Origin of the sequence: Pseudoroseomonas ludipueritiae (genome assembly GCF_014490445.1) — a bacterium.
Taxonomy (GTDB): domain Bacteria; phylum Pseudomonadota; class Alphaproteobacteria; order Acetobacterales; family Acetobacteraceae; genus Pseudoroseomonas; species Pseudoroseomonas ludipueritiae.
Genome location: NZ_JACTUZ010000007.1, coordinates 23213 through 49045, shown reverse-complemented (window position 1 = coordinate 49045; position 25833 = coordinate 23213). Strand labels below are relative to the sequence as shown.

Here is a 25833-nt window from a genome sequence, read left to right as displayed (position 1 = left end):
CCGGCGAAATTCGCTGGGGCGTGGTGGGACTTCCGCGACCGCCGCCCTAGCCAAAGGATGACGGAGACGCTTGTGGACACTGGCTTCCAACAGATCGACGTGAACGGCCTGACCTTCCGTTGCCGCCTGGATGGGCGGGAGGGCGCGCCCTGGATGGTCTTCAGCAACTCGCTGCTGACCAACTTGAGCCTCTGGGATGCCCAGGTCGCGGCCTTCGGGGACCGCTTCCGCATCCTGCGCTACGATCAGCGCGGCCATGGCGGCACCACCGTCCCGCCCGGCCCGGCTTCCCTGGACCAGCTCACCGAGGATGCCGCCGCGCTGATGCGGCATTTCGGAATCTCCGGTGCTGTCTTTGTCGGCGTCTCCATGGGCGCGGCGACGGCCTTCTATATGGCGGCCCGCCACCCGGACTTGGTGAAGGCGGTGGTGGCTTCCGATGGCCAGTCCCGCACCGTGCCGGGCGGCGTCCAGGCGTGGCAGGAGCGCATCGACTTCGCACGGCAGAACGGCATGGCCGCCTTCGCCGATGCCACGCTGAAGCGCTGGTTCGCGCCGGCCGCGTTGGAAGCCAATGGGCCGGCCATCCCTCGCGTGCATGAGATGGTCCTGAACACGCCGGAAGGCGGCTTCGTGGCCTGCGCGCAGGCGCTGCAATCCTACGATATCCACGGCGCGCTGCCGGGGCTGCGCCAGCCCGCGCTGCTGATCGCCGGGGAAAAGGACGGCGCCATGCCCAAGACCATGCAGGAGCTGGCCGGCATCATCCCGGATGCCTCCTATGTGGAGATTCCCGGCGCCGGCCATCTCCCTTGCATCGAGGAGCCGGAGGCCTTCAACGCCGCCATGCGCCGCTTCCTGGAGCAGAAGGTGACGCCCGCCACTTGAGGTCAACAGGAGGGCGGCCAAGGTAACGCCGCCCTTCCCACTTCGTAAGGGGCTTTAAAAACAGTATATTACGGAAGTTCTCCGTTGGCAGGCACCCCCTGCCGGCGCAGCGTGATTGCGAAACGAATCTGGGCCTTGCCGAAGCGTCCCCCGGAGCCTTATACCCTAAAGTAATAATAATCAGTTTTATGGCCTTTGTCCGGGCCAGGGGAGCGAGGCGAAGGTGGCGATCACCTATGAGCTGATGAAGAGCGTCACGGCGCAGCTCTACGACTGGTCCCTGAAGAAGGTGCCGGACGATACCAAGGATGCCCTGCGCCGCGCCGAGGCCGCCGAAAGCAACCCTCTCGCCAAGCGCACGCTCGGCATCCTCTTGCGCAGCGCGGAGGTGGCGGAACAGTCGGAGCGTCTGGTCTGCTCTGACTCCGGCGTGCCGGTCTATTTCGTGCAGCTTGGCACTGGCGCCCGCATCGAGGGCGACATCAAGCAGGCCATCAGGGACGGCTTCGACCACCTGGTGGAGACCATCAGCCCACCCATCCTGAAGCACGTCACCAATCCTCTGACCAATGAGCGCAGCTACCGCGGCAAGGACATGCCGCTGGTTACCTGGGATGTGCTGAGCGGCGCGGACTACATCGACATCACCTGCCAGCCGAAGGCGCTGGGCTCCGGCCGCTGGGCGGCGCTGGAGATTTTCACCAGTCCCAGCCTGGAACAGATCGAAGCCTTTGTGATGGATTGCGTGCTGAAAGCCGGCTCGCAGCATTGCCCGCCGGTCATCATGGGTGTCGGCATCGGCGGCAGCTTCGATTACTGCGCCAAGCTGGCGAAGCTGGCGACGCTGCGCCCCCTCGGCTCCGTGAACCCCGAGCCCATCCTGGCCGCGATGGAAGCCCGGCTGACCGAGGCCACCAACAAGACCGGCTTCGGCCCGATGGGTACGGGGGGCGACACCACCACTCTCGGCGTGCATATCGAATATGCCGCCGGGCATGGCTTCACGCCTGTCGCGGTCTGCTTCAATTGCTGGATCAACCGCCGCACCCGTGCCCGGATCTACAATGATGGCCGCATCGAGCGGGTGGAGTAGGGGGGCATGTCCGACGAGATCCGCCGCCTGCGCCTGCCGCTGGATGTCGAGGAAGTCCGTTCGCTGCGCGCGGGCGAGATGGTGTTGCTGAGCGGCGACATCATCCTCACCGCCGGCCTGCCGACGCATAAGCGCATCGAGGAATATCTCGATGCCGGCAAGGACCTTCCGCTGGGCCTGCATGGCCAGACACTGTTCCACCTCGGCAGCTATTCGCGCGATGCGGCGGATGGCGGGCTGGAGGTGCTCTACATCAACCCCACCACCAGCACACGCTTCAACAGCTACATGCCACGCTTCATCCGCCATTTCGGCCTGCGCATGGTGGGCGGCAAGGGCGGGCTGGACGCGGCCAGCGCGGCGGCGATGAAGGACGTGGGCTGCGTTTACCTCTCCTTCGTCGGCGGCGGCTCTCCACTGCTGTCGGACGCGGTGAAGGGCGTGGTCTCGGTCCATTGGCCCGACCTGATCGCGCATTTCCGTCTGGTGAAGCTGCGGGTGGAGGATCTGGGGCCGCTGACGGTGGGCATCGATGCCCATGGCAACAGCCTCTATGACAGCCTGCAACAACAGGCGGCCGACAGGATGCCGGAGATCATGGCCGGGCTGGCGGCACGCCGCGCGGCGACAAACCCGTGACGCAGGAACATGCCGCGATGACATCCGAACCCATCCTGTTGCTGGCGCCGATTCCAGCGGACCTTCGCGCCGCGCTGGCGGAGCATTACACGCTCGTGGAAAAGGGCGGCACCCCGGCGGAAGGCGTCCGCATCGCCATCACCACGGGCATGGCCGGGGCCGATGCGGCACTGATGGAAAGCCTGCCGGACCTGCGGCTGATTGCTTCCCAGGGCGTGGGGCTGGACAAGATCGACCTCGCCGCCGCGGCGCGCCGGGGCATCGCCGTCTGCCACACGCCGGATGAGCTGACCGAGGACGTGGCCGATTTCGCCATCGGCCTGATGTATGCCGCCGCCCGCCGCATCGTGGAGGCCGACCGCTTCGTCCGCGACGGCCGCTGGGGGCCGGAGCGAATGGGGCTAGGTGTTGGTCTGTCTGGTAAGACGGTAGGCGTCTTCGGCATGGGCAAGATCGGCCAGGCCATCGCCCGCCGCGCGGCCGGCCTGGGCATGGTTGTGGCCTGGAGCGGCCCACGCCCAAAGCCGGAACTGCCCTGGACCTATCTGCCGGATATCGCCGCCCTGGCCGCCGCCGCCGATGTGCTGGTGCTGGCCTGCCCCGGCGGCCCGGCCACGCACCATGCCGTCGATGCGCGGGTACTGGCGGCGCTGGGGCCGCGCGGCTTCCTGGTGAATATCGCCCGGGGCTCGGTGGTGGATGAGGCGGCGCTGCTGGCGGCGCTGGAAGGCCAGACCATCGCCGGGGCCGGCCTGGATGTCTTCGCCACCGAGCCGAAGCTGGACCCGCGCTTCCTGCCGTTGCGGAACGCCGTGCTGGCGCCGCATTACGCCTCCCTGACCGGGGAGACGCGGCAGGCCATCATCGGCCGCTTGCTGGCCGATATCGGGCGCTTCCGGGCGGGCGAGCCCTTCCTGAATGTCGCCGCCCTTGCCACGGCCGGCGCCGGGTAGCGCAGCGCCCCCTGGGTATGAGAGAAGGCGGCATGGACCCGATCACCACCCGACCCTCCGGCGGTGCCACCACGACCGGCAAGGTCGATCTCAGCCGCAGCGCCGTCTCCCGCTACATCCAGTTGGCCACGCTCTTCCGCCGGCGGATTGAGCAGGGGACCTGGAAGCTGGGCCAGCAGATCCCCACGGTGGACGACCTGGCCGCAGAATGTGGCGTGGCCCGCGCCACCATCCGCCAGGCTCTGGGGCAGCTGGAGCAGGAAGGGCTGATCGAGCGCTACCGCGCCAAGGGCACCTTCGTGCGCAAGGGGCCGGAAAGCCCGATCTGGTGCGCGGTGGAGACGGACTGGAACGGCCTGCTCCGCTCCCGCGAAGGCGCCGAGATCGAGATCCTGGGAGAGGAGGGCGACGTGCCCGGCAGCACGCTGCCCGACACCATCGGGGAGCCGGCGCCGGCCTATCGCCATATCCGCCGCCGCCACTGGCGCGATGGCCGCCCCTTCCTGCTGGCCGATGTCTATCTGGATGAGCGGCTGGCGCCGCTGGTGACGCCGGAGGACCTCCGCAGCAAGACCGCGCTGCGGCTGGTGGCGGGGCTGGAGGGCGTGAAGATCGTGGATGCCCGCCAGACCCTGACCATCGGCACGGCCGATGTGGAAACGGCCGCCGCGCTGCAGGTGCCGCTGAATGCCCCGGTGGCGCTGGTGCATCGCGCGGCGGTGGATGCCAATGGCGTGCTGGTGCTGGTGGCGGACGGTATCTATCGCGGCGATACCGTGCGGATCGACATCAAGTTGAAGTAGCGCCAGGGCTGGACCTCGTCTTCCTCCAAGTCTAAAAGGTTATACAAATGACCTAAAGACCTTTTGGAGGATGCGGCCTGATGACTGCCGATTCAAGCCTGACGCTGCACTGGTCCCCGCGCTCCCCCTTCGTCCGCAAGGTGATGGTGGCGGCGCATGAGCTGGGGCTGGAGGACCGGATCACGCGGGTGCGCACCGTGGTGCGCATGGGCATGCCCAACCAGGACCTGCTGCCCGACAACCCGCTGAGCAAGATCCCGACCCTGGTGCTGCCGGATGGCTCGGCGATCTTCGACTCCCTGACCATTTGCGAATACCTGGACCACATGGCAGGCGGCGGCCTGTTCCCGCCGGCAGGGCCAGAGCGCTGGGCGGCGCTGACGCGGCATGCCCTGGGCACCGGCTTCCTGGACCTGCTGATCCTCTGGCGCAACGAGCGGGACAAGCCTGCCGCGCAGCAGACCGAGGAATGGCTCAAGAGCTTCGCCACCAAGACCGAGGCCACCCTGGCGCGGCTGGAGAAGGACGCACCCGCCCTGGCGGCGCTGCCCTTCGACATCGGCCATATCTCCATCGGCTGCGCGCTCTCCTATCTCGATTTCCGCTTCCCTGACCTCGGCTGGCGCGAAGGCCGCCCGGCGCTGACCGCCTGGCACGACACCTTCCGCGCCCGTCCCTCCGCCCAGGCCACGGAAGCCGTCGATGACTGAGGCACCGAAGCGCCAGGGCCCGCTGGCGCATGTGCGGGTGCTGGACCTCAGCCGGATCATGGCCGCGCCCTGGGCCACGCAGATCCTGGCCGACCTTGGCGCCGATGTGATCAAGGTGGAGCGGCCGGGCGCTGGCGACGACACCCGCTCCTGGGGCCCGCCTTTCCTGAAGGACCAGGATGGCCAGCCGACGCGGGAGGCCGGCTATTTCCTCTCCGTCAATCGCGGCAAGCGTTCCGTCACCGTGGACATGGCCAAGCCCGAAGGGCAGGCCATCATCCGCGAACTGGCCAAGTCCGCCGATATCGTGCTGGAGAACTTCAAGGCCGGCGCCCTGGCGAAGTATGGGCTGGATGCCGCCTCGCTCCGCGCCGTCAACCCGCGCCTGATCTATTGCTCCGTCACCGGCTTCGGCCAGGACGGGCCGCGCGCCGACCAGGCCGCCTATGACTTCGCCATCCAGGCCATGGGTGGGCTGATGAGCGTGACCGGCGAGCGGGACGACATGCCCGGCGGCGGCCCGCAGAAGGTCGGCGTACCCATCGTGGACCTGATGACCGGCATGTACGCCGCCGTATCCGTCCTGGCCGCCCTGGCGCGGCGGGCGGAGAGCGGGGAGGGCGAGACCATCGACCTCGCCATGCTGGACGTGCAATCGGCCTTCCTGGCCAATCAGGCCATGAACTGGCTGGTCTCCGGCCGCACGCCGAAGCGCGGCGGCAACCGCCACCCGAACATCCAGCCGCAGGATGTCTTCGCCTGCGCTGATGGGCATCTGGTGCTGGCAGTGGGCAATGACGGGCAGTTCGTGAAGCTCTGCGAGGCGCTGGGCCGGCCGGAATGGGCCACCGACGCCCGCTTCGCGAAGAACCCCGACCGCGTGCGCAACAACGCGGAACTGACGCCGCTGCTGACTGCCCGCTTCGCGGATTTCACGCGCGCCGAACTTGCGGCGAAGCTGGATGCCGCAGGCGTGCCCTGCGCCCCCATCAACGAGATCCCGCAGGTCTTCGAGGACCCGCAGATCCAGCACCGGCAGATGCTGCGGCACCTGCCGCATCCGCTGGCCGGCACCGTGCCGCAGGTGGTCAGCCCGATGCGCTTCGCCACCAACCCGCTGGCCTTCGAGCGCCCGCCGCCGCTGCTGGGCCAGCATACCGCCGAGATCCTGGAAGAGCTGGGCCTGGATGCCGCCCGCCGCCAGGACCTTCAATCCCGTGGAATTGTCTGAGGCCGAGGAAGAAACACTGATGCCGCGTATCCCCTTGCCCTCGCCGGCCGAGATGTCGCCGGAACAGCTTCGCGTTCATGACGCCGTGGTGTCCGGCCCGCGCGGGCAGATGATCGGCCCGCTGCGCGCCGTGATCCACAGCCCCGACCTTGCCGACCGCTGGTCGAAGCTGGGCGAGTTCCTGCGCTTCGGCACCTGCCTGCCGCCGCGGCTGAACGAGCTGGCCATCATCGTGACCGGCCGCCGCTGGAGCAGCCAGATCGAATGGTGGGTGCATGCCCGCGCCGCCGCCGCCGCCGGCCTGCCGGATGCGGTGATCGAGGCGATCCGCAACGGCGAGGCACCGCTTTTCGGCGATGCCGATGACGCCGCCATCTACGAATACGCCCGCCAGCTGCAACTGCATGGCCGCGTGGACGAGGCCGCCTATCACGCGGTGGAGCGCCGCTGGGGCGCGCGCGGCGTGGTCGAGCTGACCGGCGTCATCGGCTATTACACCATGGTCTCCATGACGCTGAACGCGCATGAGATCCCGCTGCCGGACGGCGTCGCGGAACCGGTGCAGGCGCCGGCGGAGGGCCTCTTCCCGCTGCCGCCCGCCCGCAGTCACGCGGATGCCGCCGAATGAGCGCCGCGCCGATCAAGGGCCTTGAGGACCTGCAGCGCTTCTCCGTGACGCTGGAAGACCATGTCGCCACCGTCACCATGACGGCCCCGCCAGTGAATGCGCAGGATCGCATCTTCCGCGACGAGTTGCCGCGCATCTTCGACGTGCTGCACGACACGCGCGAGGTGCGCGCCGTGGTGCTGACTGGCGAGGGCCGTGCCTTCTCCGCCGGCGCCGACCTGCGGGAGCGGCCGAACCTGGCCGGCGAGGCCGGTGCCTATCCCGGCCACAACCGCCGGGTGCGTGCCGCCTTCGACGCCGTGATGGAATGCGGCAAGCCGGTCATCGCCGCCGTCAATGGCCCGGCCATCGGCGCGGGCTGCGTGCTGGCGCTGTGCTGTGACATCGTGCTGGTGGCGGAAGAAGCCTTCTTCGCCATGACTGAGGTGGATGTCGGCCTCGCCGGCGGCGTGCGGCATATCCTGCGCTTCTTCTCGCAGTCCGATGCGCGGCTGATGATCTATACCGCCCGCCGTATTCCGGGGCCGGAACTGCTGCGGATGAATGTCGCCTCCGCCTGCCTGCCTAAGGACCGGCTGCTGGCGGAAGCGCAGGCCATCGCGAAGCAGATCGCGGCCAAGAGCCCGCTGGCGGTGCAAGCGGCCAAGCGCTCCTTCTTCCTGACCGAGGAAATGCCGCTGCACGAAGGCTACCGTTTCGAGCAGACGCAGACGGCGGCCCTCTCCAGCGCCGAGGATACCAAGGAGGCGCAACGCGCCTTCATGGAGAAGCGCCCCGCCGTCTTCAAGGGAGTCTGACAGCATGGACCAGGACACGCTGCCGCCCGAGGCGCTGGACCAGATGGAAGACAACGCCTTCCGCCTGCATGTGCGCCGCTGGATCGAGGCGAACTACCCGCCCGAGATGCGCTTCCCGCGCCGCCGCCTGCACTGGCACGAGAACAAGCCCTGGTACATGGCGCTTTCCCGCCAGGGCTGGCTGGCACCGAACTGGCCGCGTGAATACGGCGGCATAGGCCTCGGCGCCACCAAGCAGCTCATCATGATCGAGGAACTGGAGCGCCACGGCTGCGCCCGTGTCAGCGACATGGGCCTGATCATGCTCGGCCCGATGCTGATCAAGCACGGAACGGAGGAGCAGAAGCAGCGCTTCCTGCCACGCATCCTCTCGGGCGAGGATATCTGGTGCCAGGGTTATTCCGAGCCGAACGCCGGTTCCGACCTCGCGGCGCTGCGGCTGGATGCGGCGGATGCCGGCGACCACTGGGTGCTGAACGGCCAGAAGACCTGGATCACGCTGGCCAACGACGCCAACTGGATTTTTGTGCTCGCCCGCACCGACAAATCGGGCAAGAAGCAGCAGGGCATTTCCTTCCTGCTGCTGCCGATGGATGCGCCGGGCGTCTCGGTGCGGCCGATCATCAATCTCGACCTGCATGACGAGTTCTGCGAGGTCTTCTTCGACAATGTCCGCGTGCCTAAGGACATGGTGGTGGGCGAGGTCAACCAGGGCTGGACCTATGCCAAGGCGCTGCTGGGCTTCGAGCGCATCGCCATCGGCTCCCCCAAGCTCTCCTCCAACGGGCTGGCGCGGCTGAAGGCCATAGCTGTGGCGGTGGGCAAGGACCAGGACCCTGCCTTCCTGGACCAGTATGCCCGCTTCAGCATGGAACTGGCGGACCTGAAGGAACTCTATGAATCCTTCGTGGCGAAGCTGAAGCGCGGGGAAACGCTGGGCCCCGATGTCTCAATCCTGAAGATCGTGCAGACGGAACTCTTCCAGCGCATCACGGACGCCATGCTGGAGATCGCCGGCGAGAACGCGGGCCTGCTGGACCCGATGCCGGGCGAGGGCCTGCACCCTGCCGGGCAGTTCCTGCTGGCGCGGCCTTCCACTATCTTTGGCGGTTCCTCCGAGATCCTGCGCAACATCCTGGCGCGCAACGTGCTGGACCTGCCGGCATGAGCGGCCCGCTGCCGCGCATCCGCGTGCTGGACATGACGCGCATCTTCGCCGGCCCCTGGGCGGCGCAGATCCTGGCCGACTTCGGCGCGGAAGTCGTGAAGGTCGAGCACCCGAAAGGCGGCGACGACGTGCGGCGAATGGGCTTTCCGCAGAAGGACGCGGAGGGCAGGGAGACCGGCGATACCTCCTCCTTCCTGGCGATGAACCGCGGCAAGCGCTCGGTGGCGCTGGATATCGCGACGCCGGAAGGGCAGGCGGACCTGCGAGCGCTGGCCGGCAAGGCGGATGTCTTCATCGAGAACTTCAAGGCCGGCGGCCTCGCGCGCTATGGGCTGGACTACGCCTCGCTGGCCCAGGTGAACCCGCAGCTGATCTACTGCTCCATCACCGGCTTCGGGCAAGACGGCCCCTACGCCGCACTGCCGGGCTATGACCCGATCTTCCAGGCCATGAGCGGCTTGCTGAGCGTCACCGGCAATCCGGATGGCGCACCCGGCGCCGGGCCGGCGCTGGTGGGCTATAGCGTGTCGGACATCAATGCCGGCTTCTATGCCACCATCGCCATCCTGGCGGCGCTGCACCACCGGGATACCGTCTCCGGCAAGGGCCAGCATATCGACCTGGCGCTGCTGGACGCGCAGGTGGCGGCGCATTCGCATATCGCGATGAACTACATGATCTCCGGCAAGATGCCGGTGCGCGCCGGCACTGCCTCCCAGATCAACACGCCCTGGCAGAGCTTCGATACCGCCGACCGGCCGCTGATGGTGGCGGTGGGCAACGACCGGCAGTTCGCGCAGTTCTGCACCGTGATCGGTGTGCCGGAAGTGCCCGCCGACCCGCGCTTCGCGACCAATCGCCAGCGCATGGCGCATAAGACGGAACTGCTGCCGCTGTTGCAACAGGCGCTGCTGGCCCGCACCGCCGGGGAATGGGTAGATCTGCTGAACGCAGCCGGCATTTCCTCCGGCCCGCTCAATGACTTCGGCGCGGCGGTGCAGGACCCGCAGTTGCGCCATCGTGGCATGTGGCAGGAAATGCCGCATCCGCGCGTGGGCACCATGCCCTTCGTGGCTAACCCGGTGCGCTTCTCGGACACGCCGGTCGAGTACGGCCGCGTGCCGCCGCAACTGGGCGAGCACACGCGGGAAGTGCTGGAGGAATGGCTGGGCACTGGGGCGGCGGCCGAGCCGTGACGCGCCCGCTGCCTTCCCATGCCGCGCTGCGGCGGTTGCTGCATCCCCGCAGCATCGCCGTGGTTGGTGCCAGCACACGGGCCGGGGCCTTCGGCGCGCGGGTGCTGGAAAATCTGGAAGGCTTCACCGGCGAGATCTGGCCGGTGAATCCGCGCTACGACACGTTGGGCGGACGGCGCTGCTATCCCTCCCTGGCCGCGCTGCCGGCGGCGCCGGACTGCGTCGCCATCGCCGCGCCACGGGAGGGTGTCACTGCGGTGCTGCAGGATTGCCTCGCCCGAAGTGCCGGCGGCGCGGTGGTCTTCGCCGCCGGCTATGCCGAGACCGGATTGCCGGAGCGTGTGGCGGAACAGGAAGCCGTGGGCGCGCTTGCTGGACGCCTGCCGCTGCTGGGGCCGAATTGCTTGGGCTTCGGAAATTTCCTGCTGGGCGCTGGCGTCACGTTCTCCGGCGGGCCAAAGCCATTGGTGCCGCAGGGGCGCGCCATCGGCATCGTCAGCCAGTCCGGCGCCCTGGGCTTCGCCCTGGCGCAGGCGGTGGAGCGCGGCGTGGCGGTCAGCCATGTGCTGACCTCGGGCAATGCGGCCGGGCTGGATACCGCAGATCTGGTTGCCTACCTGGCGGAGGAGCCGGGCTGCGCCGCCATCGTCTGCGTGCTGGAGGGCTTGGCCGAGCCGCGCCGGATGCTGGCGGCCGCCGGGCGCGCGGCACGGGCGGGCAAGCCTTTGTTGGTGCACAAGATGGCCTCGGGCGAGGGCGGCGCGGCCGCCGCGCTGTCCCATACCGGGGCCGTGGCCGGCGGCCATGCCGTCTGGCGCGCCGCACTGGCCGAGGTGGGGGCCATTCTGGTCGACGACTTCTCGGCCCTGGTCGAAACGGCAGCCTTCTTCGCCAAGGCCCCGGCGGTGCCGCGTGGTGCCGGGGTGGCGGTGGTCTCCACCTCCGGTGGCGCCGGCATCCTGGCGGCCGATGCGGCGGAGCGGCACAGCATATCCCTGCCGCAGCCGGAGGAGGGTGCCGCGGCGGTGCTGGCCGCGCGCATTCCGGAATACGGTTCCACCCGCAACCCTTGCGACCTGACGGCACAGGTGCTGAACGATGCCGAAGCCCTGTTGGCCTGCACCGATGCCCTGGCCTCCGACCCTGGCTACGGCGTGCTGCTGTATCCCAATACCCATGGCTATGCCTTCTCGGCCGCCCGCATCCCGGTGATGGCCGGGATCGCCGCCCGCCATGGCCGCTTCCTCTGCGTGCCCTGGCTGGCCGAGCGGCGGGAAGGAGACGTGCTGCGCGCGGCGGAGGCGGTGCAGGACGCCGCCATCTTCTCCTCCATGGACCGCTGCTTCGCCGCCCTGGCGGCCTGGCGGGAGCGCGCCACCTGGGCCACCCGGCCGGCGGAGGCGCCGACGCGACTGCTGGATGCCGCGGCCCTGGCGCGGGCAGGGGCTCTGCTGGCCTCCGCCCCAGGGGCGGTGCTGCCGGAATCGGCGGCCAAGGCGGTGCTGGCGGAATGCGGCCTGCCGGTGGTGCCCGAGGAACTGGTGCCCGACCTCGATACCGCCCTGCGCGCCGCCGGGCGTCTCGGCTACCCCGTGGCCTTGAAGGCCGAGAGCCCCGACCTGCCGCACAAGACCGAAGCCGGCGTGGTGCGCCTGGACCTGCGTGACGCCGCCATGCTGCGGGAGGCTTATGCCGGCATCGAGGCCGCGATTGCCGCCATCGCCCCTCAGCCACGCCTGCGGGGCATGCTGGTGCAGCCGATGGTGCCACGCGGTGTGGAACTCATCATCGGCGCGCGGCGGGACCCGGTCTTCGGCCCGGTGGTTGCTGTCGGCCTCGGCGGCGTTCTGGTGGAATTGCTGCAGGATACCGCCGTTGCCCCGGCGCCGCTGAGCCTGCAGCAGGCGCAGCGCATGCTGCGCGGCCTGCGCGGCTACCCGCTGCTGGAGGGGTTTCGCGGGGGCGCGGGGGCGGATCTCGAACAGCTCGCGGCCATTCTGTGCCGGGTGGCGGAGCTTGTCGCGGCGGAGCCGGCGATCACGGAACTGGATATCAATCCGCTCATCTGCACCGGCCGACGGGTGCTGGCGGTCGATGCGTTGATCGCGCTGTCGCAGCGCGTGAAAGCCATGGACGCGGCGGGCACGGCATCATAAAAGCCAATAAGCTAGTTTATTAAAGAAAGTCGCCTCATGAAAGGCGCGGAGGAGAGATCCAGGATGCTGACCCGACGCCAGAGCCTTGCCCTGCTCGCCGCCGGCTGCGCGATGCCGGCGGTGCCCGCCATGGCGCAGCCTGCTTTTCCCGACCAGCCGGTGAAGATGATCGTGCCCTTCGCCGCCGGCGGCCCGGCCGATATCATCGCCCGCATCATCGGGCAGGTGATGAGCACCAAGCTCGGGCAGCCGGTGGTGGTGGACAGCCGCTCCGGCGCCGGCGGCATGGTGGGCGTCGAGGCCACAGCGCGCAGCCGGCCGGATGGGCTGACCACGGTGCTGGCCTCCACCGGCGCGCTGGTGGTGCTGCCGCAGCTGATGCCGCGCATGGCCTATGACGTACAGAAGGACCTGGCGCCCATCACGCATGTGCTGTCGGTGCCGCAGATCCTGGTGGTCAGCAGGAAGAAGGGCGTGAAGTCGGTAGCCGAGCTGGTGGCGCTGGCCAGGAAGCAGCCCGGGCAACTGACCTATGGTTCCGCCGGCAATGGTTCCTCCCTGCATCTGGCGGGCGAGCTGTTCAAGCTGAAGACCGGCATCGACATCGTGCACGTGCCGTATCGCGGCGCCGCGCCGGCGGTGACGGACCTGCTGTCCGGCACCATCGACATGATCCTGGCCGACGTGCCGGTGGTGCTGCCGCATATCCGGGGCGGCGAGCTGCTGGCCCTCGGCGTCACCGCGAAGGAACGCGCCGCCATCCTGCCCGATGTGCCCACCATGGCCGAGGCCGGGGCGCCGGATGTGATCTCCGAGACCTGGTACGCCATGTTCGCGCCCTCCGGCACGCCACCGGACCGCATCCGCATCCTGCACGATGCCGCTGTCGCGGCGCTGCAGGACAATGACGTGCGCCGCAGCCTGGCCGACCAGGGCGGCACCGTTGCCGGCGGCACGCCGGAGCAGCTTGGCGCCTTCGTGCAGGCGGAACGCGCCAAGTGGGGCGAGCTGATCCGCCTGGCCAATGTGAAGCTGGATTGAGGTTGCCGGGATGTCCGCCAGCATGATCGAGGACCGCGCCGAATCCCTGCGCATGATCCGGGACAGCGCCGCCGCCGTGGTGCCGGCCGATGGCAGCCTGGAGCGGGTGCGCCGCCTGCGCTACGGCCTGCCCGGCATCGACCCGGCGACCTGGGCCGGGATGGGCGCCCTGGGCTGGGTCGGGCTGCGGCTGCCGGAGGAGGCGGGAGGCATCGGCCTCGGCATGTCCGAGGCCTGCGCCCTTTATGAGGAACTCGGCCGCGCCCTGGTGCCGGAGCCGCTGGTGGCCGGCGCGCTTTCCGCCCGCCTGCTGGCCGCGATCGGCGACGAGACGCTGCTGCCGGCGCTGGTGGCGGGGGAGAACCTTGTCCTGACCGCCTGGCAGCAACAGCCCGACACCCTGGAAACGCCGGGGGACGCGGAAGCGCCGCGCCTGTTCATCCCCATGGCCTCAGCCGCCAGCCATGTGCTGCTGCCGGTGCGGGAAGGGGCGGCGATGGTGCTCTACGCCGCCGAGGCCCCGGCAGCCGAGATCCAGAAGACTCAGGATGGCGGCCACTACGGCACACTGCGCCCGGACCTCGCCAGCGCCCGCCGGCTGGAGGGCGATGTGGCCGCCGTGCTGCCGGAAGCGCTGGACGAGGCCGCGCTCGGCACCGCCGCCTATCTGCTGGGGCTGATGGAGCGCGCCTTCGCCATGACGCTGGACTACCTGCGGGCCCGCCATCAGTTCGGCAAGCCGCTGGGCAGCTTCCAGGCGCTGCAACACCGCGCGGCGGATCTGAAGATCCAACTGGCCCTGACCCGCGCCAGCGTGGAAGGCGCCGCCGCCGCCCTGGATGATGGCGCCAATGGCCTGGCGCGGCAGGCCGTTGTCTCCCGCGCCAAGGCCCGCGCGGCCGAGGCGGCCATGAAGGTGACGCAGGAAGCGGTGCAGATGCATGGCGCCATTGGCTACACCGACGAATACGACGTGGGCCTTTTCCTGCGGAAGGCGATGGTGCTGGCCAACCAGTTCGGCTCCGCCGCGCTTCACCGCGCCCGCTTCATGCGGAGCCGGCCGGCGGAGGACTGAGCGGGAGAGGCGCGGTTGCATCGCGGGTGGCGGCATGTCACGTCTCGCCCATGCTGAACCGTCGCCTTCTCCTCACCGGCACTGGCGCCCTGCTCGCGGGTTGCTCCACCGCCGCTCCCCCGGCCCCTAGCCTGGCGCCGGTGATGCCCGCCGCCCGCCCCGTGGTGGCCACGCCCACGCCGCTGCCGGAGAGCCCGGCGCTCGACACCACGGGCTTCGACACCTTCCTGGCCGGCGTCCGCGCCGATGCGGGCCGCGCCGGTGTCTCCCAGGCCATCCTGCAGCGCGCCCTGGGCAATATCCGCCCGCTGCCGCGCGTGCTGGAGCTGGACCGCAAGCAGCCCGAGGGCGTGCTGACCTGGGAGCAGTATCGCGACCGCATCGTCTCTTCCACGCGCATCGAGAACGGCCGCCGCGCCTATGCCGAGAACCGCGCGCTGCTGCAGTCCATCGAGGCGCGCTACAACGTCTCCCCGCGCGTCATCGTCGCGATCTGGGGCATGGAAACCAACTACGGCAGCAATACCGGCGGCTTTAATGTCGTCGAGGCCCTGGCGACCTTGGCCTGGGAAGGGCGCCGCGCCGAGTTCTTCCGCAAGGAGCTGATGGCGGCGCTGCGCATCCTGGATGCCGGCCATGTCGCGCCCGAGCGGATGCAGGGCTCCTGGGCCGGCGCCATGGGCCACCCGCAGTTCATGCCGACCAGCTTCGAGCGGCTGGCGGTGGATTTCGACGGCGATGGCCACCGCGACATCTGGGACAACAAGGCCGATGCCCTGGCCTCCATCGCCAATTACCTGGCCCGCAGCGGCTGGCAGGCGGGGCAGGGCTGGGCCATCGAGGCGCGCCCGCCCGCCGGTTTCGACATCGAGCGGGTGGATACCGAGAGCAAGCGCTCCATGGCGGAATGGAGCCGCCTGGGCTGGCGCCGGGCCGATGGCTCGCCGCTGCCGGCCAGCGGGCCCGAGGCCAGCCTGGCGGTGCCGACGCGCTCCTCCGGCCAGGTCTTCCTGGGCCTGCCGAACCTGCGGGTGATCCGCCGCTACAATTCCCCCATGAACTACGGGCTGGCGGTGGGGCTGCTGGCCAACAGCGTGGCCTGATGCCGCCGGCGCGGCGGCCGCGCGGCTGCCGCGCCCTGCCTGACGGACAGCAAGGCTGACCCATCAGAACCCAGGCGCATAGGTGGAATGTAAAGCGAAAGGGAAGCCTGCCGCAGGTGTGTTGCGGCAGAATATGGTAAGACGCAACAAAACTGCGAGCACCGGCATCATGACCTCATCTGAGACCCCGATCAGCGTGACCCGGACCCGGACGCCCGGCCAGCGCCCCGCGGATTCCTCCCTCTCCTTCGGCAAGGTCTTCACGGACCATATGTTCGTCATGAACTACACCGAGGGCAAAGGCTGGCATGACCCGCGCGTGGTGCCCTATGGCCCGCTGACGCTCGACCCCGCCACCTCGGTGCTGCACTACGGGCAGGCGGTCTTCGATGGGCTGAAGGCCTTCCGTGGCGCCGATGGCCAGATCCGCCTCTTCCGCGCCCAGCGCCATGCCGAGCGGCTGAACAAGTCCTGCCGCGCCCTCTGCATCCCCGAGATGGATGTTGACCTGGTGCGCCGCTCCTTTGAGGCGATCGTGGCGGCCGACCATGAATGGGTGCCCTCCACCCAGGGCACCTCGCTCTACATCCGCCCCACCGTGATCGCGACGGACGTGATGCTGGGCGTGCACCCGGCCCATAGCTACACCTACTTCGTGATCTGCTCGCCGGTCGGTGCCTATTACAAGGAAGGCGTGAAGCCAGTGCGCATCCTGGCCACCGACACCCATGTCCGCGCCGTGCAGGGCGGGCTGGGCGAGGCCAAGACGGCCGCCAACTACGCCGCCTCCCTTTCCGCCCAGCAGGAGGCCGAGCAGGCTGGCTACACCCAGGTGCTGTGGCTGGATGGCGTCGAGCGCAAGTATATCGACGAGGTCGGCACCATGAACATCATGATGCAGATCGGCGACGAGGTGATCACGCCGCCGCTGGCCGGCACGATCCTCGATGGCGTCACGCGCAACTCCATCCTCCAACTGCTGCGCGACTGGGGCCACAAGGTCTCCGAGCGCAAGGTCAGCATCGACGAGGTGATGGAAGCCGGCCGCAACGGCACCCTGCGCGAGATGTGGGGCACGGGCACCGCCGCCGTCGTCTCCCCGGTGGGCGAGCTGGGCTACAAGGGCGAGAAGATCAGCATCGGCAATGGCCAGACGGGCATGCTGACCCAGAAGCTCTACGACGCCATTGTTGGCATCCAGTACGGCCAGCAGCCCGACAAGCATGGCTGGACCAGCGTGGTGAAGGTGCCGGCGACGGCCTGACCTCTTCCTGGCCGGGCCCTGGAGGCCCGGCCACGGGATCGCCGCGCGGCCGCCCGGATGCCGCCCGGCGGGACCTGCGGCACGGCTGCCTTGCCACGGCCTCGATGTTATGGCCCATGCGCTTCCGCAGTACCGAGAAGGACAGTTCGTGGGCAAATTCTTCTGGGGCATCGAAGTCGCCCTTGCCCGCTGTGCGATAGGGCTGTCGCGCGCCGTGCCGCCGCGCTGGGCCTCCTGGCTCGGCGGCACCGTCACCCGCTGGGTGGGGCCTTTGCTGCCGGCCTCCCGCACCGCGCTGCGCAACCTGGCGCTGGCCTTTCCGGAGATGCCGGAGGCCGAGCGGCGGCGGATCATGCGCGCCGCCTGGGAGAACCTGGGGCGCACAGCGCTGGAGCTGCCGCATGTGCAGGGGCTGGCGCGCACCGCATCCGGCCCGGGCTGGGAGCTGGAGGGGGAGCACCACCTGCCGCGTGCCGGCCGTGCCGTGCTGGTCTCGGCGCATCTGGCCAATTGGGAACTGCTGCCGAAGGCTGCCACAGCCGCGGGCCTCTCGATGGCTGGGATGTACCGCGCCGCCAATAACCCGGGCGTCGATGCGCTGATGCGGGAGGTGCGGGGTTCCGGCCCTGGCCAGCAGCTCTTTCCCAAGGGCGCGCGCGGCACGCGAATGGCGCTGAAGCATCTGGCCGGGGGCGGGGCGCTGGGCCTGCTGACGGACCAGAAGTTCAACGAAGGCATCGCCCTGCCATTCTTCGGCGAGCCCGCCATGACCACCACGGCGCCGGCCGAGTTGGCGCTGCGCTTCGATTGCCCGCTGATCCCGGTGCGGGTGCTGCGGATCGGCCCCTGCCGATTCCGCATCATCGTGGAACCGCCCCTGGTGGTGGAGAAGAGCGGCATCGCCTCCGAGGACGTGCTGAGCCTCACGCGCCAGATGAATGCGCGCATCGAGGCGTGGATCCGCGAACGCCCGGAGGAATGGCTCTGGATGCACCGGCGGCTGCCGAAGTCCTTCTATCAGAAGGCCAGGCCCACGGCGGGGTGAGGAGGCCGGCGCGCCCGGCGCCGCGCTAGGCCTGGCCCACGAGCAGGTCGCCCAGGGCCTGGATCAGGTCGGCGGCATTATAGGGCTTGGCAAGCACCGGCGCTTCCTGATGCAGCTCAAGGTCGTGGTGGCTGACATAGCCCGTGGCGTAGATGAAGGGTACGCGCCGCGCGGCCAGGGCATCGGCAAGCCGCAGGGTGTTTTCCCGCCCGAGGCGAAGGTTGATGACCGCCGCGCTGACGCCGCCATCCGCCATGGCGGCATCCAGGAGGCGAAGGGCGTCGGGCACCGAGATCACCGGGCCCAGGACCATGCCGCCGGCCTCGACGATGCAGTCCTCCATCATCATGGCCACCAGCGCTTCATCTTCGGCCACGAGGATGCGCTGGTTCCGGAGTTCTGTTCGGCATTGATCGTCGTGCCAGTCTGTCATGGGTCCTGATAGGCACGGCCTTCCGGCGCGGTCTGTACGCATGCGCACGCAGATCCGCCAGGAAGGCCAGCTCGCCCATCCGCTAACGCACTGCAGCGGCGACAGCCGCGCCGACCTCCGCAAGGACGGCGTCACGGGCCGCGAGCATGGCCGCGCCGCCGGTCAGGTAGGCGGCGACCAGCACCGGCGCGCCGCCCCCCGGCGGCCAGAGCAGGCCGACATCGTTCCGGGTTCCATTCTCACCGGCGCCGGTCTTGTCCTCCACCACCCAGCCCCGCGGCAGCCGCGCTTTCAGGCAGTTGTCGCCGGTCTTGCTGGCCCGCATCCAGCCGCGCAGCCGGGCGCGGGAAGGGACGGAAAGCGCATCGCCCAGCGTCAGGGCGTGCAGGTGTGCCAGCATGGCAGCCGGGCTGGTGGTGTCGCGCGGATCGCCTTCCCGCGCTTCGTTCAGCTCCGTTTCCATCCGGTCCAGCCGGCTGACCTCGTCGCCCCGCTGGCGCAGCCAGGCAGTCAGCCCCATGGGGCCTTCCAGGACGTTCAGCAGGAGGTTGCCGGCGGTATTGTCGCTGAGCGTGACCGCCGCCGCCGCGATCTCCGCCAGGGTCATGCCCTCGGCGCCGGCACGGGGGCCGGTGGCGGGGGAAAAGGTCACCAGCTCCTCGCGTGAAAAGCGGATGCGGCGCTCCAGGTCATCCTGCCCGGCATCCACCCGCGCCAGCACCGCCGCCGCCAGCAGCTTGAAGGTGCTGGTCAGGGGGAAGCGTTCATCCTGCCGGTAGCCTGTCCGCTGGCCGCTGCCGGTATCCAGCACGGCGACACCCAGCCGTCCGCCATGCGCCGCCTCGATCCGCGCGAAATCCGCGGGCAGGCTGGCGAAGCCGGCCTGCGCCTGGCCCGCGCGCGCGCCGCAGCCAGCCAGGGCCAGCGCCATGCCCATCATCCATTGCCTTCGGCCGACCATGCATTCCCTCCCGTCTTGCCGGCCGGAAACTGCGGGAGGAGCGGGGGGCGCGGCAAACGATCATCCTTCGCAACTCGCCCTAGAAAAACTAATCCTTGCCGCATGACCCTTTCGCATCTTCCCCTCAATGCGCTGCGCGCCTTCGAAGCAGCGGCACGCCAGCTCAGCTTCACCCGCGCGGGCCTGGAACTGCGCGTCACCCAGGCGGCCGTGAGCCATCAGGTGAAGGCGCTTGAGGAAATCTTGGGCGTGCCGCTGTTCCGCCGCCTGCCGCGCGGCCTGGCGCTGACTGAGGAAGGAGAGGCGCTGCTGCCAGTGCTGACCGATGCCTTCCACCGCATCGCCGGGACGCTCGACCGCTTCGAGGGCGGGCGGCTGCGGGAGGTGCTGACGCTCGGCGCCGTCGGCACCTTCGTGACCGGTTGGCTCTTGTCCCGCCTGCCGGACTTCCGGGCCGCCCATCCCTTCGTGGACCTGCGCCTGCTGACCAACAACAACCGCGTGGACCTGGCCGGCGAGGGGCTGGACTACGCCATCCGCTTCGGAGACGGCGCCTGGCATGGCACGGAGGCCACGCCGCTCCTGACCGCGCCGCTGTCGCCGCTTTGCGCCCCGGCCCTGGCGCGGCGGCTGCGGCAGCCAGCGGACCTGATGCGGGAGACCCTGTTGCGCTCCTACCGCACCGATGAATGGGCGCACTGGTTCGCGGCGGTGGAACTGCCAGCGCCGAATATCCGCGGCTTCGTCTTCGACTCATCACTGACCATGGCGGAAGCGGCGGTGCAGGGCCTCGGCATCGGCCTGCTGCCGGCGCGGATGTTCGAGCATGACCTGCGCCAGGGGCGGCTCCTGCGGCCCTTCACGGCGGAAGTGACGCTGGGCGGCTATTGGCTGACCCGCCTGAAATCCCGCCGTGAAACGCAGGCCATGCTGGCTTTCCGGGAGTGGCTGCTGGCGCAGGCAGGAGCATCCGCGGACGGAGCATGACGCCATGGCTGCGGGCTCAGCGGCAGCGTCGTCACTTTTTACAGTTTTGGCGAAAAACCGGCTGACACTTCGCTAATGCTTTGAGAATTCGCCTCATTTTTGCACGGCATGAAGTTTGCTCTCCCTTCCTGGGCGTCGTCCGCGCGAAGCGGGAGGCGCAGCGGAAAACGTCCCAAGATTCGGAGAACAACATGATGGCGCTGCACTTCAGCAAGAAAAGCCTGACGCTGGCGGCAGCCGGGTTGGCCCTGGCCCTGCACTGCAATCCCGCATCGGCGGATACCATTCTCTTTGTCGGCAACAGCTTCACTTATGGCGATCCCGCCGGTGGCCCGCCGACCGTGCGGAACTATCAGACCAATACCGTCACCGACCTGAACGGCACGAACATCGGCGGCGTGCCCGCGCTGTTCAAGGCGCTGACGGTCCAGGCGGGGCTCGACTACACCGTCAGCCTGGAGACGGTGGGTGGCACCGGCCTTGACTACCACTACAACAACAAGCTTCCGCTGCTGGACAAGCCCTGGGACCATGTGGTGCTGCAGAGCTACAGCACGCTGGATTCCGCTTCGCCCGGCAACCCGGCGAAGCTGATCCAGTATGCGTCCCTCTTCGCGGATGTGCTGACCGCGCAGAACCCTGACGTGAACATCAACCTGATGGCGACATGGTCGCGTGCCGACCAGACTTACCAGCCCGGCGGTGCCTGGTATGGCCAGCCCATCAGCGCCATGCAGGCAGACGTGCAGGCCGGCTACGAAGCCGCCAAGGCGAGCAACCCCAAGATCGACGCCGTTCTCCCCGTCGGTGCCGCCTGGAACGCGGCGATGGAGGCGGGCATCGCCGATCCGAATCCCTATGACGGCATCGCGCCCGGCCTGATCAACCTCTGGGCTCCGGACAGCTACCACGCCAGCGCCTATGGCTATTACCTGGAGGCGCTGGTGGTCTTCGGCAGCATCACAAGCATCGATCCGCTCAGCCTCGGCGAGAATGAGAAGGTCGCCATGGACCTTGGCTTCACTTCGGAGCAGGCCCTGGCGCTGCAGCAGATCGCGCATAACCAAGTTGCGGTGCCGGAGCCTGCCAGCATCCTGCTGCTCGCCTCGGGTATCGCCGGGCTGGTCTGCGTGCGCCGCCGCACGCGTGGTAAGGCTGTCGAGGCCTGACGAACCGGCCGGGGCGGCGCTGCCCCGGCCAGCCCTTTGCCGGGATCCGGCGCGAATGCCGGTATCGCGGCCTTGTAGCGGCGCCGCGGAGTTATCATAACCGGGGAAGCCCGGCGGAAGGCCGGGCGCGCTTCAGTCACCAAGGCACCGGCCGTGAGTCAGCAAAAGCCCGGGCGTGGCAAGGTCAGCCGGCTGCGCGATGTCGCGGCGGCCGCTGGCGTGACCCCGATGACGGTCTCCAATGTCCTGAACGGCCGCCCCGGTGCCAGCGCCGAGACAAGGGCCCGGGTGCTGCGAGAGGCTGAGCGGCTGAGCTACCGTCCGGATGCCAATGCACGGCGCCTGCGGCTGGAGCGCACCGGCGCCATTGGCGTTGTGGTGCTGGACAGCGCGCCGGATTATCTGCGCGACCCCTTTATCACCAATGTCATCGCGGGCCTCGGCAATGTCGCGGCGGAACATGCTTTCTCGCTGGTGCTGCAAGGCGTGCGGCCGCAGGCGGAGAAGATGGCACCGCTGCTGTCGCAGTCGGAAACCGATGCGCTCTGCCTGCTGCTCTCCGGCCCCAGGTCAGCGCGGGAGCGGCTGATGTCGCAGGTGGAGCTCCTGCGCCAGCCCGTGGTGCTGGTGCAGGAACGTGATAGCGGCGGGCTGAAGGACGTCTGCTTGATCCGGCAGGACGACCGTGCCGGCGGGCAGATCCTGGGTGCCCATCTGCGCACCCGCCTGCCGCGTCCGGGCACGGTGTTCTTCCTGACGCCGGAGATTGCCTGGACAGCACAGACGGAACGCATCGAGGGCCTCCGCCAGGGCTTGGGGAAGGGCTTCCGCATCCGCTCCGTACCCTGCGGGGATGAAAGCTTCACGGCCACCCAGGCTGCGTTGGCACGGGCCCTGGAGCGGCATGAGGCGCCTGTCGCCATTGTCGGCGGCAACGACCAGATGGCGCTGGCCGCCATGTCCTTCTTGCAGGCTGGCGGCATGGCGGTGCCGGAGAAAATGCCAGTGGCCGGCTTCAACGGCTTCGAGATGTTTCGCTACGTGCAGCCGGCGCTCACCACGGTGGTAAGCCCCGCCTATGAGATCGGCGTCAGGGCAGGGGAGGAAATTCTGGCACGGCTGGAGCAGGACAGCTTTCGAACGCCAGAAATCGTGCTGCCGGTGCAGCTTCGGGAAGGAGGATCTTGTTGACAGCAGCCTTCGTGCTGCGGTCAGACTATAACGTTAAATAAAGGAGGGCGGAACGATCATGGCCGAACGGATCCTGGAGCGCATGCGGGAGCAGCTCTTCACGGCCCTGTTATCCGATGTGCTGGATAGCCTGGGTTACATGAACCAGGCCCTGCCGTCGCGCATCCGCCCGCTGGACGATGCCGCCAGCATGGCCGGCCGCGCGCGCACCGCGCTCTACCTCGAAGTCTATGAGGCCACGCCGGGGGAGAATCCCTATGACCTGGAGATCGACCTGGTGGATTCCCTCGCCCCAGGCGAGATCCCGGTCTTCGCCTGTGGCCATAGCGGCCGCATCGCACCCTGGGGCGAACTGCTGAGTACCGCCGCGCAGGTCCGGCGCAGCGCCGGCGCCCTGATGGACGGCATGGTGCGTGACGTCCGTGCCATTCGCGAGATGGGTTATCCGGTCTTCCACGGCGGCATCGGGCCGCTGGACAGCAAGGGGCGCGGCAAGATCGTCGCGCTGGATGTGCCGGTGGAATGCGGCGGCGTGCGCGTCTGCCCCGGCGACTTCGTCTTCGGCGATGCCGATGGCGTGGTGGTGGTGCCGCAGGCCGTCGAGGCCGCCGTGGCGGAAGGCGCCGAGGCGAAGCTGCGCGGAGAAAAGGAGACGCTGCGGGAGCTGCGGGCTGGCGTGCCGCTGCGGGTGGTCTTCGAGAAATATGGGATTCTTTGAGCCATGATCGTCGACTGCCATGTGAACATCTACGAGGACCGGCACCTGACGCCGGTGCACGGGCAGCAGGTGGCCTCGCGCAGCGGCGGCTTCGACCCCAAGGCGGACGCGGAGGCGATCTTCCAAGCGATGTCCGGCGTCGACAAGGCCATCATCTTCACGCTGCGCTATGGCGACAGTGCCGGCGTCGATGGCGACGACGAGGTCACCGCCCGCGCCGTGGCGAAGTATCCTGAGAAATTCGTCGGCTTTGCCGCCGTCGACCCGCGCCGCCCGGATGCCATGGAGCTGCTGCGCCATGCGGTGGAGGATCTCGGCCTGCGTGGCGTGAAGTTCGGGCCCATCTACAACGGCGTGCATCTGGCCGACCCCCGCATGGTGCCGGTCTACGAATATTGCGTGAAGCACGACCTGCCGCTGACCATGCATATGGGCACGACCTATGCCCGCAACGCGCCGCTGGAGATGGGCCGTCCGATTCATGTGGACGAGGTCGCGCGGCGCTACCCCGACCTCAAGATGATCATGGCCCATATGGGCCACCCCTGGGGCGAGGAATGCATCGTCGTCGCCCGCAAGCACCCCAATGTCTTTTGCGAGGTCTCGGCGCTCTTCTACCGGCCCTGGCAGTTCTACAACACCTTGGTGGCGGCGCAGGAATACAACATCGCCGATCGCAACAAGATCTTCTGGGGCACGGACTTCCCCTACGCAGGCGTCGAGGAATCGCTTGAGGGCCTGCGGAACATCAACCACCTCGTGGAAGGTACGCGGCTGCCGCGTGTGGCCCAGGCCACCGTCGACGGCATCATCCATTCCAACCCCTTCGCGCATTGGTGGCATGGGGAAGCGCCGGCATGAGCCAGCCACCGCGCCGCCTGCGAAGCCAGGATTGGTTTGGCCGGCATGACAGCCATGGCTTCGTGCACCGCGGCTGGATGAAGGGGCAGGGCCACCCGGCGCATATGTTCGATGGCCGTCCGGTCATCGGCATCTGCAACACCTGGTCGGAGCTGACGCCCTGCAACGGCCACCTGCGCCAGCTGGCCGAGTTCGTGAAGCGGGGCGTTTACGAGGCCGGCGGCTTCCCGCTGGAATTTCCTGTCTTCTCTCCCGGCGAGAGCATGATGCGGCCGACCGCCATGCTCTTCCGCAACCTCGCCAGCATGGATGTGGAATGCGCGCTGCGCGGCAATCCGCTGGACGCCGTGGTGCTGATGGCGGGCTGCGACAAGACAACGCCCGCGTTGCTGATGGGCGCAGCCAGCGTGGATCTGCCGGCCATCGTGCTCTCTGGCGGGCCGATGCTGAATGCCTGGAAGGGGCGGGAGCGGATGGGCTCCGGCACCCATGTCTTCAAGGCTGTCGAGGCCGTGAAGGCCGGAACCATGACGCCCGCGCAGTTCGAGGCCGCCGAGGCCGAGTTGAACCGCAGCGCCGGCCATTGCATGACCATGGGTACCGCCTCCACCATGGCCAGCCTGGTGGAAGGCATGGGCCTGGCGCTGCCGGGCAATGCCGCCTTGCCGGCCGTGGATGCGCGGCGCCAGGTGCTGGCGCATCTGACTGGCATGCGCGCCGTGGCGCTGGCGCGGGAGGACTTTTGTCTGTCCCGCCTGCTGACCAAACAGCATTTCGAGAATGCCATCCTGCTGAATGGTGCGCTGGGCGGCTCCACCAATGCGGTGGTGCATCTGCTGGCCCTGGCCGGGCGCGCCGGCGTGGAACTGACGCTGGAGGATTGGGACCGCCTGGGCCAGGACATGCCCTGCCTGGTTGATCTGATGCCCTCCGGCCGTTACCTGATGGAGGATTTCTGCTACGCGGGCGGCATCCCCACCGTGATGCGCGCTCTGGGCGAGCGGCTGCATCGGGGCGCGCCCACCATCGGTGGCCAGACTCTGGGCGAGATCGCCGATGCGGCCGAGCCCCCGGATGGCGGAGTAATTCGCACGCTGGAAGCGCCATTCAAGCCATTGGGTGGCATCACCGTGCTGCGCGGCAATCTGGCGCCGCTGGGCGCGGTGCTGAAGCCTTCCGCCGCCTCGCCGCATCTCATGCGCCACACCGGGCCGGCGGTGGTCTTCGACAGCATCGAGGATTTCCAGGCGCGCGTCGACGACCCCGCTTTGCCGGTGGAGGCCGATAGCGTGCTGGTGCTGCGCAACTGCGGGCCGCGCGGCTATCCCGGCATGGCCGAGGTCGGCAACATGCGGCTGCCGGCCAGGCTCATCCGCCAGGGCATCACGGATATGGTGCGCGTGTCCGATGCCCGCATGAGCGGCACGGCCTATGGCACTGTGGTGCTGCATGTGGCGCCGGAGGCCATCGGCGGCGGTCCCCTCGCGCTGGTGCGCGACGGCGACCGCATCGCGCTGGATGTCGCCGCCCGCAGCCTGGAGCTGCTGGTGGAGGAAGCGGAACTGGCCCGGCGGCGGCAGGCGCTGAAGCCTTTCGCCTCGCCATACCAGCGTGGCTACGAACGCCTGTACGTCGAGCATGTGATGGGGGCGGAGACAGGCGCGGATTTCGATTTCCTGGTCGGCGGCAGCGGCGCCCCACCGCTGCGCGACTCCCACTAGGA

The 25833-nt window shown here is 68.8% G+C and carries 25 protein-coding genes; 23 read left to right on the top strand and 2 right to left on the bottom strand.

Annotated features, from left to right (window positions below; genetic code table 11):
• Positions 1-57 precede the first annotated feature (57 nt).
• The 17 genes from IBL25_RS03790 to IBL25_RS03710 all read left to right on the top strand — a co-directional run bounded on the left by IBL25_RS03790 (position 58) and on the right by IBL25_RS03710 (position 17790).
• Positions 58-888 carry an alpha/beta fold hydrolase gene (locus tag IBL25_RS03790; protein ID WP_187777228.1) on the top strand — a complete coding sequence of 277 codons (831 nt, stop codon included), beginning with the start codon at positions 58-60 and terminating at the stop codon, positions 886-888.
• 223 nt (positions 889-1111) lie between these two features.
• Positions 1112-1981, top strand: a complete 870-nt coding sequence (locus tag IBL25_RS03785; protein ID WP_187777227.1) for a fumarate hydratase — start codon at positions 1112-1114, stop codon at positions 1979-1981.
• Positions 1982-1987: 6 nt separating this feature from the next.
• Positions 1988-2620: a fumarate hydratase C-terminal domain-containing protein gene (locus IBL25_RS03780; protein ID WP_187777226.1), complete on the top strand. Its 633-nt coding sequence runs from the start codon at positions 1988-1990 to the stop codon at positions 2618-2620.
• A 17-nt stretch (positions 2621-2637) separates the two neighbouring features.
• Entirely contained in the window at positions 2638-3573 is a 936-nt protein-coding gene (locus IBL25_RS03775) for a 2-hydroxyacid dehydrogenase (protein ID WP_187777225.1), read from the top strand.
• A gap of 32 nt (positions 3574-3605) precedes the next feature.
• Positions 3606-4376, top strand: a complete 771-nt coding sequence (locus IBL25_RS03770; RefSeq protein ID WP_120637678.1) for a GntR family transcriptional regulator — start codon at positions 3606-3608, stop codon at positions 4374-4376.
• An 80-nt stretch (positions 4377-4456) separates the two neighbouring features.
• Entirely contained in the window at positions 4457-5086 is a 630-nt protein-coding gene (locus IBL25_RS03765) for a glutathione S-transferase family protein (protein WP_202986669.1), read from the top strand.
• Positions 5079-6317, top strand: a complete 1239-nt coding sequence (locus IBL25_RS03760; RefSeq protein ID WP_187777224.1) for a CaiB/BaiF CoA transferase family protein — start codon at positions 5079-5081, stop codon at positions 6315-6317. The genes IBL25_RS03765 and IBL25_RS03760 overlap by 8 nt, the downstream gene beginning before the upstream one ends.
• 19 nt (positions 6318-6336) lie before the next feature.
• Positions 6337-6945: a carboxymuconolactone decarboxylase family protein gene (locus IBL25_RS03755; protein ID WP_187777223.1), complete on the top strand. Its 609-nt coding sequence runs from the start codon at positions 6337-6339 to the stop codon at positions 6943-6945.
• Positions 6942-7742, top strand: coding sequence for an enoyl-CoA hydratase/isomerase family protein (locus tag IBL25_RS03750; protein WP_187777222.1), 801 nt, complete (start codon positions 6942-6944; stop codon positions 7740-7742). Before IBL25_RS03755 ends, IBL25_RS03750 begins: the two co-directional genes overlap by 4 nt.
• A 4-nt stretch (positions 7743-7746) precedes the next feature.
• Positions 7747-8910 carry an acyl-CoA dehydrogenase family protein gene (locus IBL25_RS03745; protein WP_187777221.1) on the top strand — a complete coding sequence of 388 codons (1164 nt, stop codon included), beginning with the start codon at positions 7747-7749 and terminating at the stop codon, positions 8908-8910.
• Positions 8907-10106, top strand: coding sequence for a CaiB/BaiF CoA transferase family protein (locus IBL25_RS03740; RefSeq protein WP_187777220.1), 1200 nt, complete (start codon positions 8907-8909; stop codon positions 10104-10106). Before IBL25_RS03745 ends, IBL25_RS03740 begins: the two co-directional genes overlap by 4 nt.
• Complete coding sequence (locus tag IBL25_RS03735; protein WP_202986668.1) at positions 10103-12262, top strand: acetate--CoA ligase family protein; 2160 nt, start codon at positions 10103-10105, stop codon at positions 12260-12262. Before IBL25_RS03740 ends, IBL25_RS03735 begins: the two co-directional genes overlap by 4 nt.
• Before the next feature lie 63 nt (positions 12263-12325).
• Positions 12326-13303 (top strand): Bug family tripartite tricarboxylate transporter substrate binding protein, encoded by a 978-nt coding sequence (locus IBL25_RS03730; RefSeq protein ID WP_202986667.1) that lies wholly within the window; start codon positions 12326-12328, stop codon positions 13301-13303.
• 10 nt (positions 13304-13313) lie between these two features.
• Positions 13314-14378, top strand: a complete 1065-nt coding sequence (locus IBL25_RS03725) for an acyl-CoA dehydrogenase family protein (RefSeq protein WP_187777218.1) — start codon at positions 13314-13316, stop codon at positions 14376-14378.
• 50 nt (positions 14379-14428) lie between these two features.
• Entirely contained in the window at positions 14429-15481 is a 1053-nt protein-coding gene (locus tag IBL25_RS03720; protein ID WP_238940197.1) for a lytic murein transglycosylase, read from the top strand.
• Between the two features lie 196 nt (positions 15482-15677).
• Positions 15678-16745, top strand: coding sequence for a branched-chain amino acid aminotransferase (locus tag IBL25_RS03715; RefSeq protein ID WP_367615550.1), 1068 nt, complete (start codon positions 15678-15680; stop codon positions 16743-16745).
• 148 nt (positions 16746-16893) lie between these two features.
• The gene (locus tag IBL25_RS03710; RefSeq protein WP_367615549.1) at positions 16894-17790 is read left to right on the top strand and encodes a lysophospholipid acyltransferase family protein; all 897 of its coding nucleotides are present in this window, start codon (positions 16894-16896) and stop codon (positions 17788-17790) included.
• Positions 17791-17815: 25 nt separating this feature from the next.
• Here IBL25_RS03710 and IBL25_RS03705 read toward each other — a convergent pair whose 3' ends face one another.
• Positions 17816-18166 (bottom strand): response regulator, encoded by a 351-nt coding sequence (locus tag IBL25_RS03705; RefSeq protein ID WP_187777215.1) that lies wholly within the window; start codon positions 18164-18166, stop codon positions 17816-17818.
• Between the two features lie 139 nt (positions 18167-18305).
• On the bottom strand, positions 18306-19184 hold the full coding sequence (gene bla, locus IBL25_RS03700; protein ID WP_187777214.1) for a class A beta-lactamase: 879 nt from the start codon (positions 19182-19184) through the stop codon (positions 18306-18308).
• 102 nt (positions 19185-19286) lie between these two features.
• Here bla and IBL25_RS03695 point away from each other — a divergent pair, with 102 nt between their 5' ends.
• The 6 genes from IBL25_RS03695 to IBL25_RS03670 all read left to right on the top strand — a co-directional run bounded on the left by IBL25_RS03695 (position 19287) and on the right by IBL25_RS03670 (position 25831).
• Positions 19287-20171: a LysR family transcriptional regulator gene (locus IBL25_RS03695; protein ID WP_187777213.1), complete on the top strand. Its 885-nt coding sequence runs from the start codon at positions 19287-19289 to the stop codon at positions 20169-20171.
• Between the two features lie 191 nt (positions 20172-20362).
• Positions 20363-21340: a PEP-CTERM sorting domain-containing protein gene (locus tag IBL25_RS03690; RefSeq protein WP_238940196.1), complete on the top strand. Its 978-nt coding sequence runs from the start codon at positions 20363-20365 to the stop codon at positions 21338-21340.
• A gap of 153 nt (positions 21341-21493) precedes the next feature.
• The gene (locus IBL25_RS03685; RefSeq protein ID WP_187777212.1) at positions 21494-22531 is read left to right on the top strand and encodes a LacI family DNA-binding transcriptional regulator; all 1038 of its coding nucleotides are present in this window, start codon (positions 21494-21496) and stop codon (positions 22529-22531) included.
• A 58-nt stretch (positions 22532-22589) separates the two neighbouring features.
• Positions 22590-23249, top strand: a complete 660-nt coding sequence (locus tag IBL25_RS03680) for an RraA family protein (protein ID WP_238940195.1) — start codon at positions 22590-22592, stop codon at positions 23247-23249.
• A 3-nt stretch (positions 23250-23252) separates the two neighbouring features.
• A complete protein-coding gene (locus IBL25_RS03675; protein WP_187777211.1) occupies positions 23253-24110 on the top strand; it encodes an amidohydrolase family protein in 858 nt (285 codons plus the stop codon).
• The gene (locus IBL25_RS03670) at positions 24107-25831 is read left to right on the top strand and encodes an IlvD/Edd family dehydratase (protein ID WP_187777210.1); all 1725 of its coding nucleotides are present in this window, start codon (positions 24107-24109) and stop codon (positions 25829-25831) included. The genes IBL25_RS03675 and IBL25_RS03670 overlap by 4 nt, the downstream gene beginning before the upstream one ends.
• Positions 25832-25833: the final 2 nt, after the last annotated feature.

Bases quoted from the DNA above. Each gene is read 5' to 3' on its own strand.
- IBL25_RS03680 (WP_238940195.1), top strand. From the start codon at position 22,590: ATGGCCGAACGGATCCTGGAGCGCATGCGGGAGCAGCTCTTCACGGCC.
- IBL25_RS03760 (WP_187777224.1), top strand. From the start codon at position 5,079: ATGACTGAGGCACCGAAGCGCCAGGGCCCGCTGGCGCATGTGCGGGTG.
- IBL25_RS03765 (WP_202986669.1), top strand. From the start codon at position 4,457: ATGACTGCCGATTCAAGCCTGACGCTGCACTGGTCCCCGCGCTCCCCC.
- IBL25_RS03790 (WP_187777228.1), top strand. From the start codon at position 58: ATGACGGAGACGCTTGTGGACACTGGCTTCCAACAGATCGACGTGAAC.
- bla (WP_187777214.1), bottom strand. From the start codon at position 19,184: ATGGTCGGCCGAAGGCAATGGATGATGGGCATGGCGCTGGCCCTGGCT.
- IBL25_RS03780 (WP_187777226.1), top strand. From the start codon at position 1,988: ATGTCCGACGAGATCCGCCGCCTGCGCCTGCCGCTGGATGTCGAGGAA.
- IBL25_RS03675 (WP_187777211.1), top strand. From the start codon at position 23,253: ATGATCGTCGACTGCCATGTGAACATCTACGAGGACCGGCACCTGACG.
- IBL25_RS03690 (WP_238940196.1), top strand. From the start codon at position 20,363: ATGATGGCGCTGCACTTCAGCAAGAAAAGCCTGACGCTGGCGGCAGCC.
- IBL25_RS03730 (WP_202986667.1), top strand. From the start codon at position 12,326: ATGCTGACCCGACGCCAGAGCCTTGCCCTGCTCGCCGCCGGCTGCGCG.
- IBL25_RS03750 (WP_187777222.1), top strand. From the start codon at position 6,942: ATGAGCGCCGCGCCGATCAAGGGCCTTGAGGACCTGCAGCGCTTCTCC.
- IBL25_RS03720 (WP_238940197.1), top strand. From the start codon at position 14,429: ATGCTGAACCGTCGCCTTCTCCTCACCGGCACTGGCGCCCTGCTCGCG.
- IBL25_RS03695 (WP_187777213.1), top strand. From the start codon at position 19,287: ATGACCCTTTCGCATCTTCCCCTCAATGCGCTGCGCGCCTTCGAAGCA.
- IBL25_RS03770 (WP_120637678.1), top strand. From the start codon at position 3,606: ATGGACCCGATCACCACCCGACCCTCCGGCGGTGCCACCACGACCGGC.
- IBL25_RS03775 (WP_187777225.1), top strand. From the start codon at position 2,638: ATGACATCCGAACCCATCCTGTTGCTGGCGCCGATTCCAGCGGACCTT.
- IBL25_RS03740 (WP_187777220.1), top strand. From the start codon at position 8,907: ATGAGCGGCCCGCTGCCGCGCATCCGCGTGCTGGACATGACGCGCATC.
- IBL25_RS03670 (WP_187777210.1), top strand. From the start codon at position 24,107: ATGAGCCAGCCACCGCGCCGCCTGCGAAGCCAGGATTGGTTTGGCCGG.
- IBL25_RS03755 (WP_187777223.1), top strand. From the start codon at position 6,337: ATGCCGCGTATCCCCTTGCCCTCGCCGGCCGAGATGTCGCCGGAACAG.
- IBL25_RS03745 (WP_187777221.1), top strand. From the start codon at position 7,747: ATGGACCAGGACACGCTGCCGCCCGAGGCGCTGGACCAGATGGAAGAC.
- IBL25_RS03725 (WP_187777218.1), top strand. From the start codon at position 13,314: ATGTCCGCCAGCATGATCGAGGACCGCGCCGAATCCCTGCGCATGATC.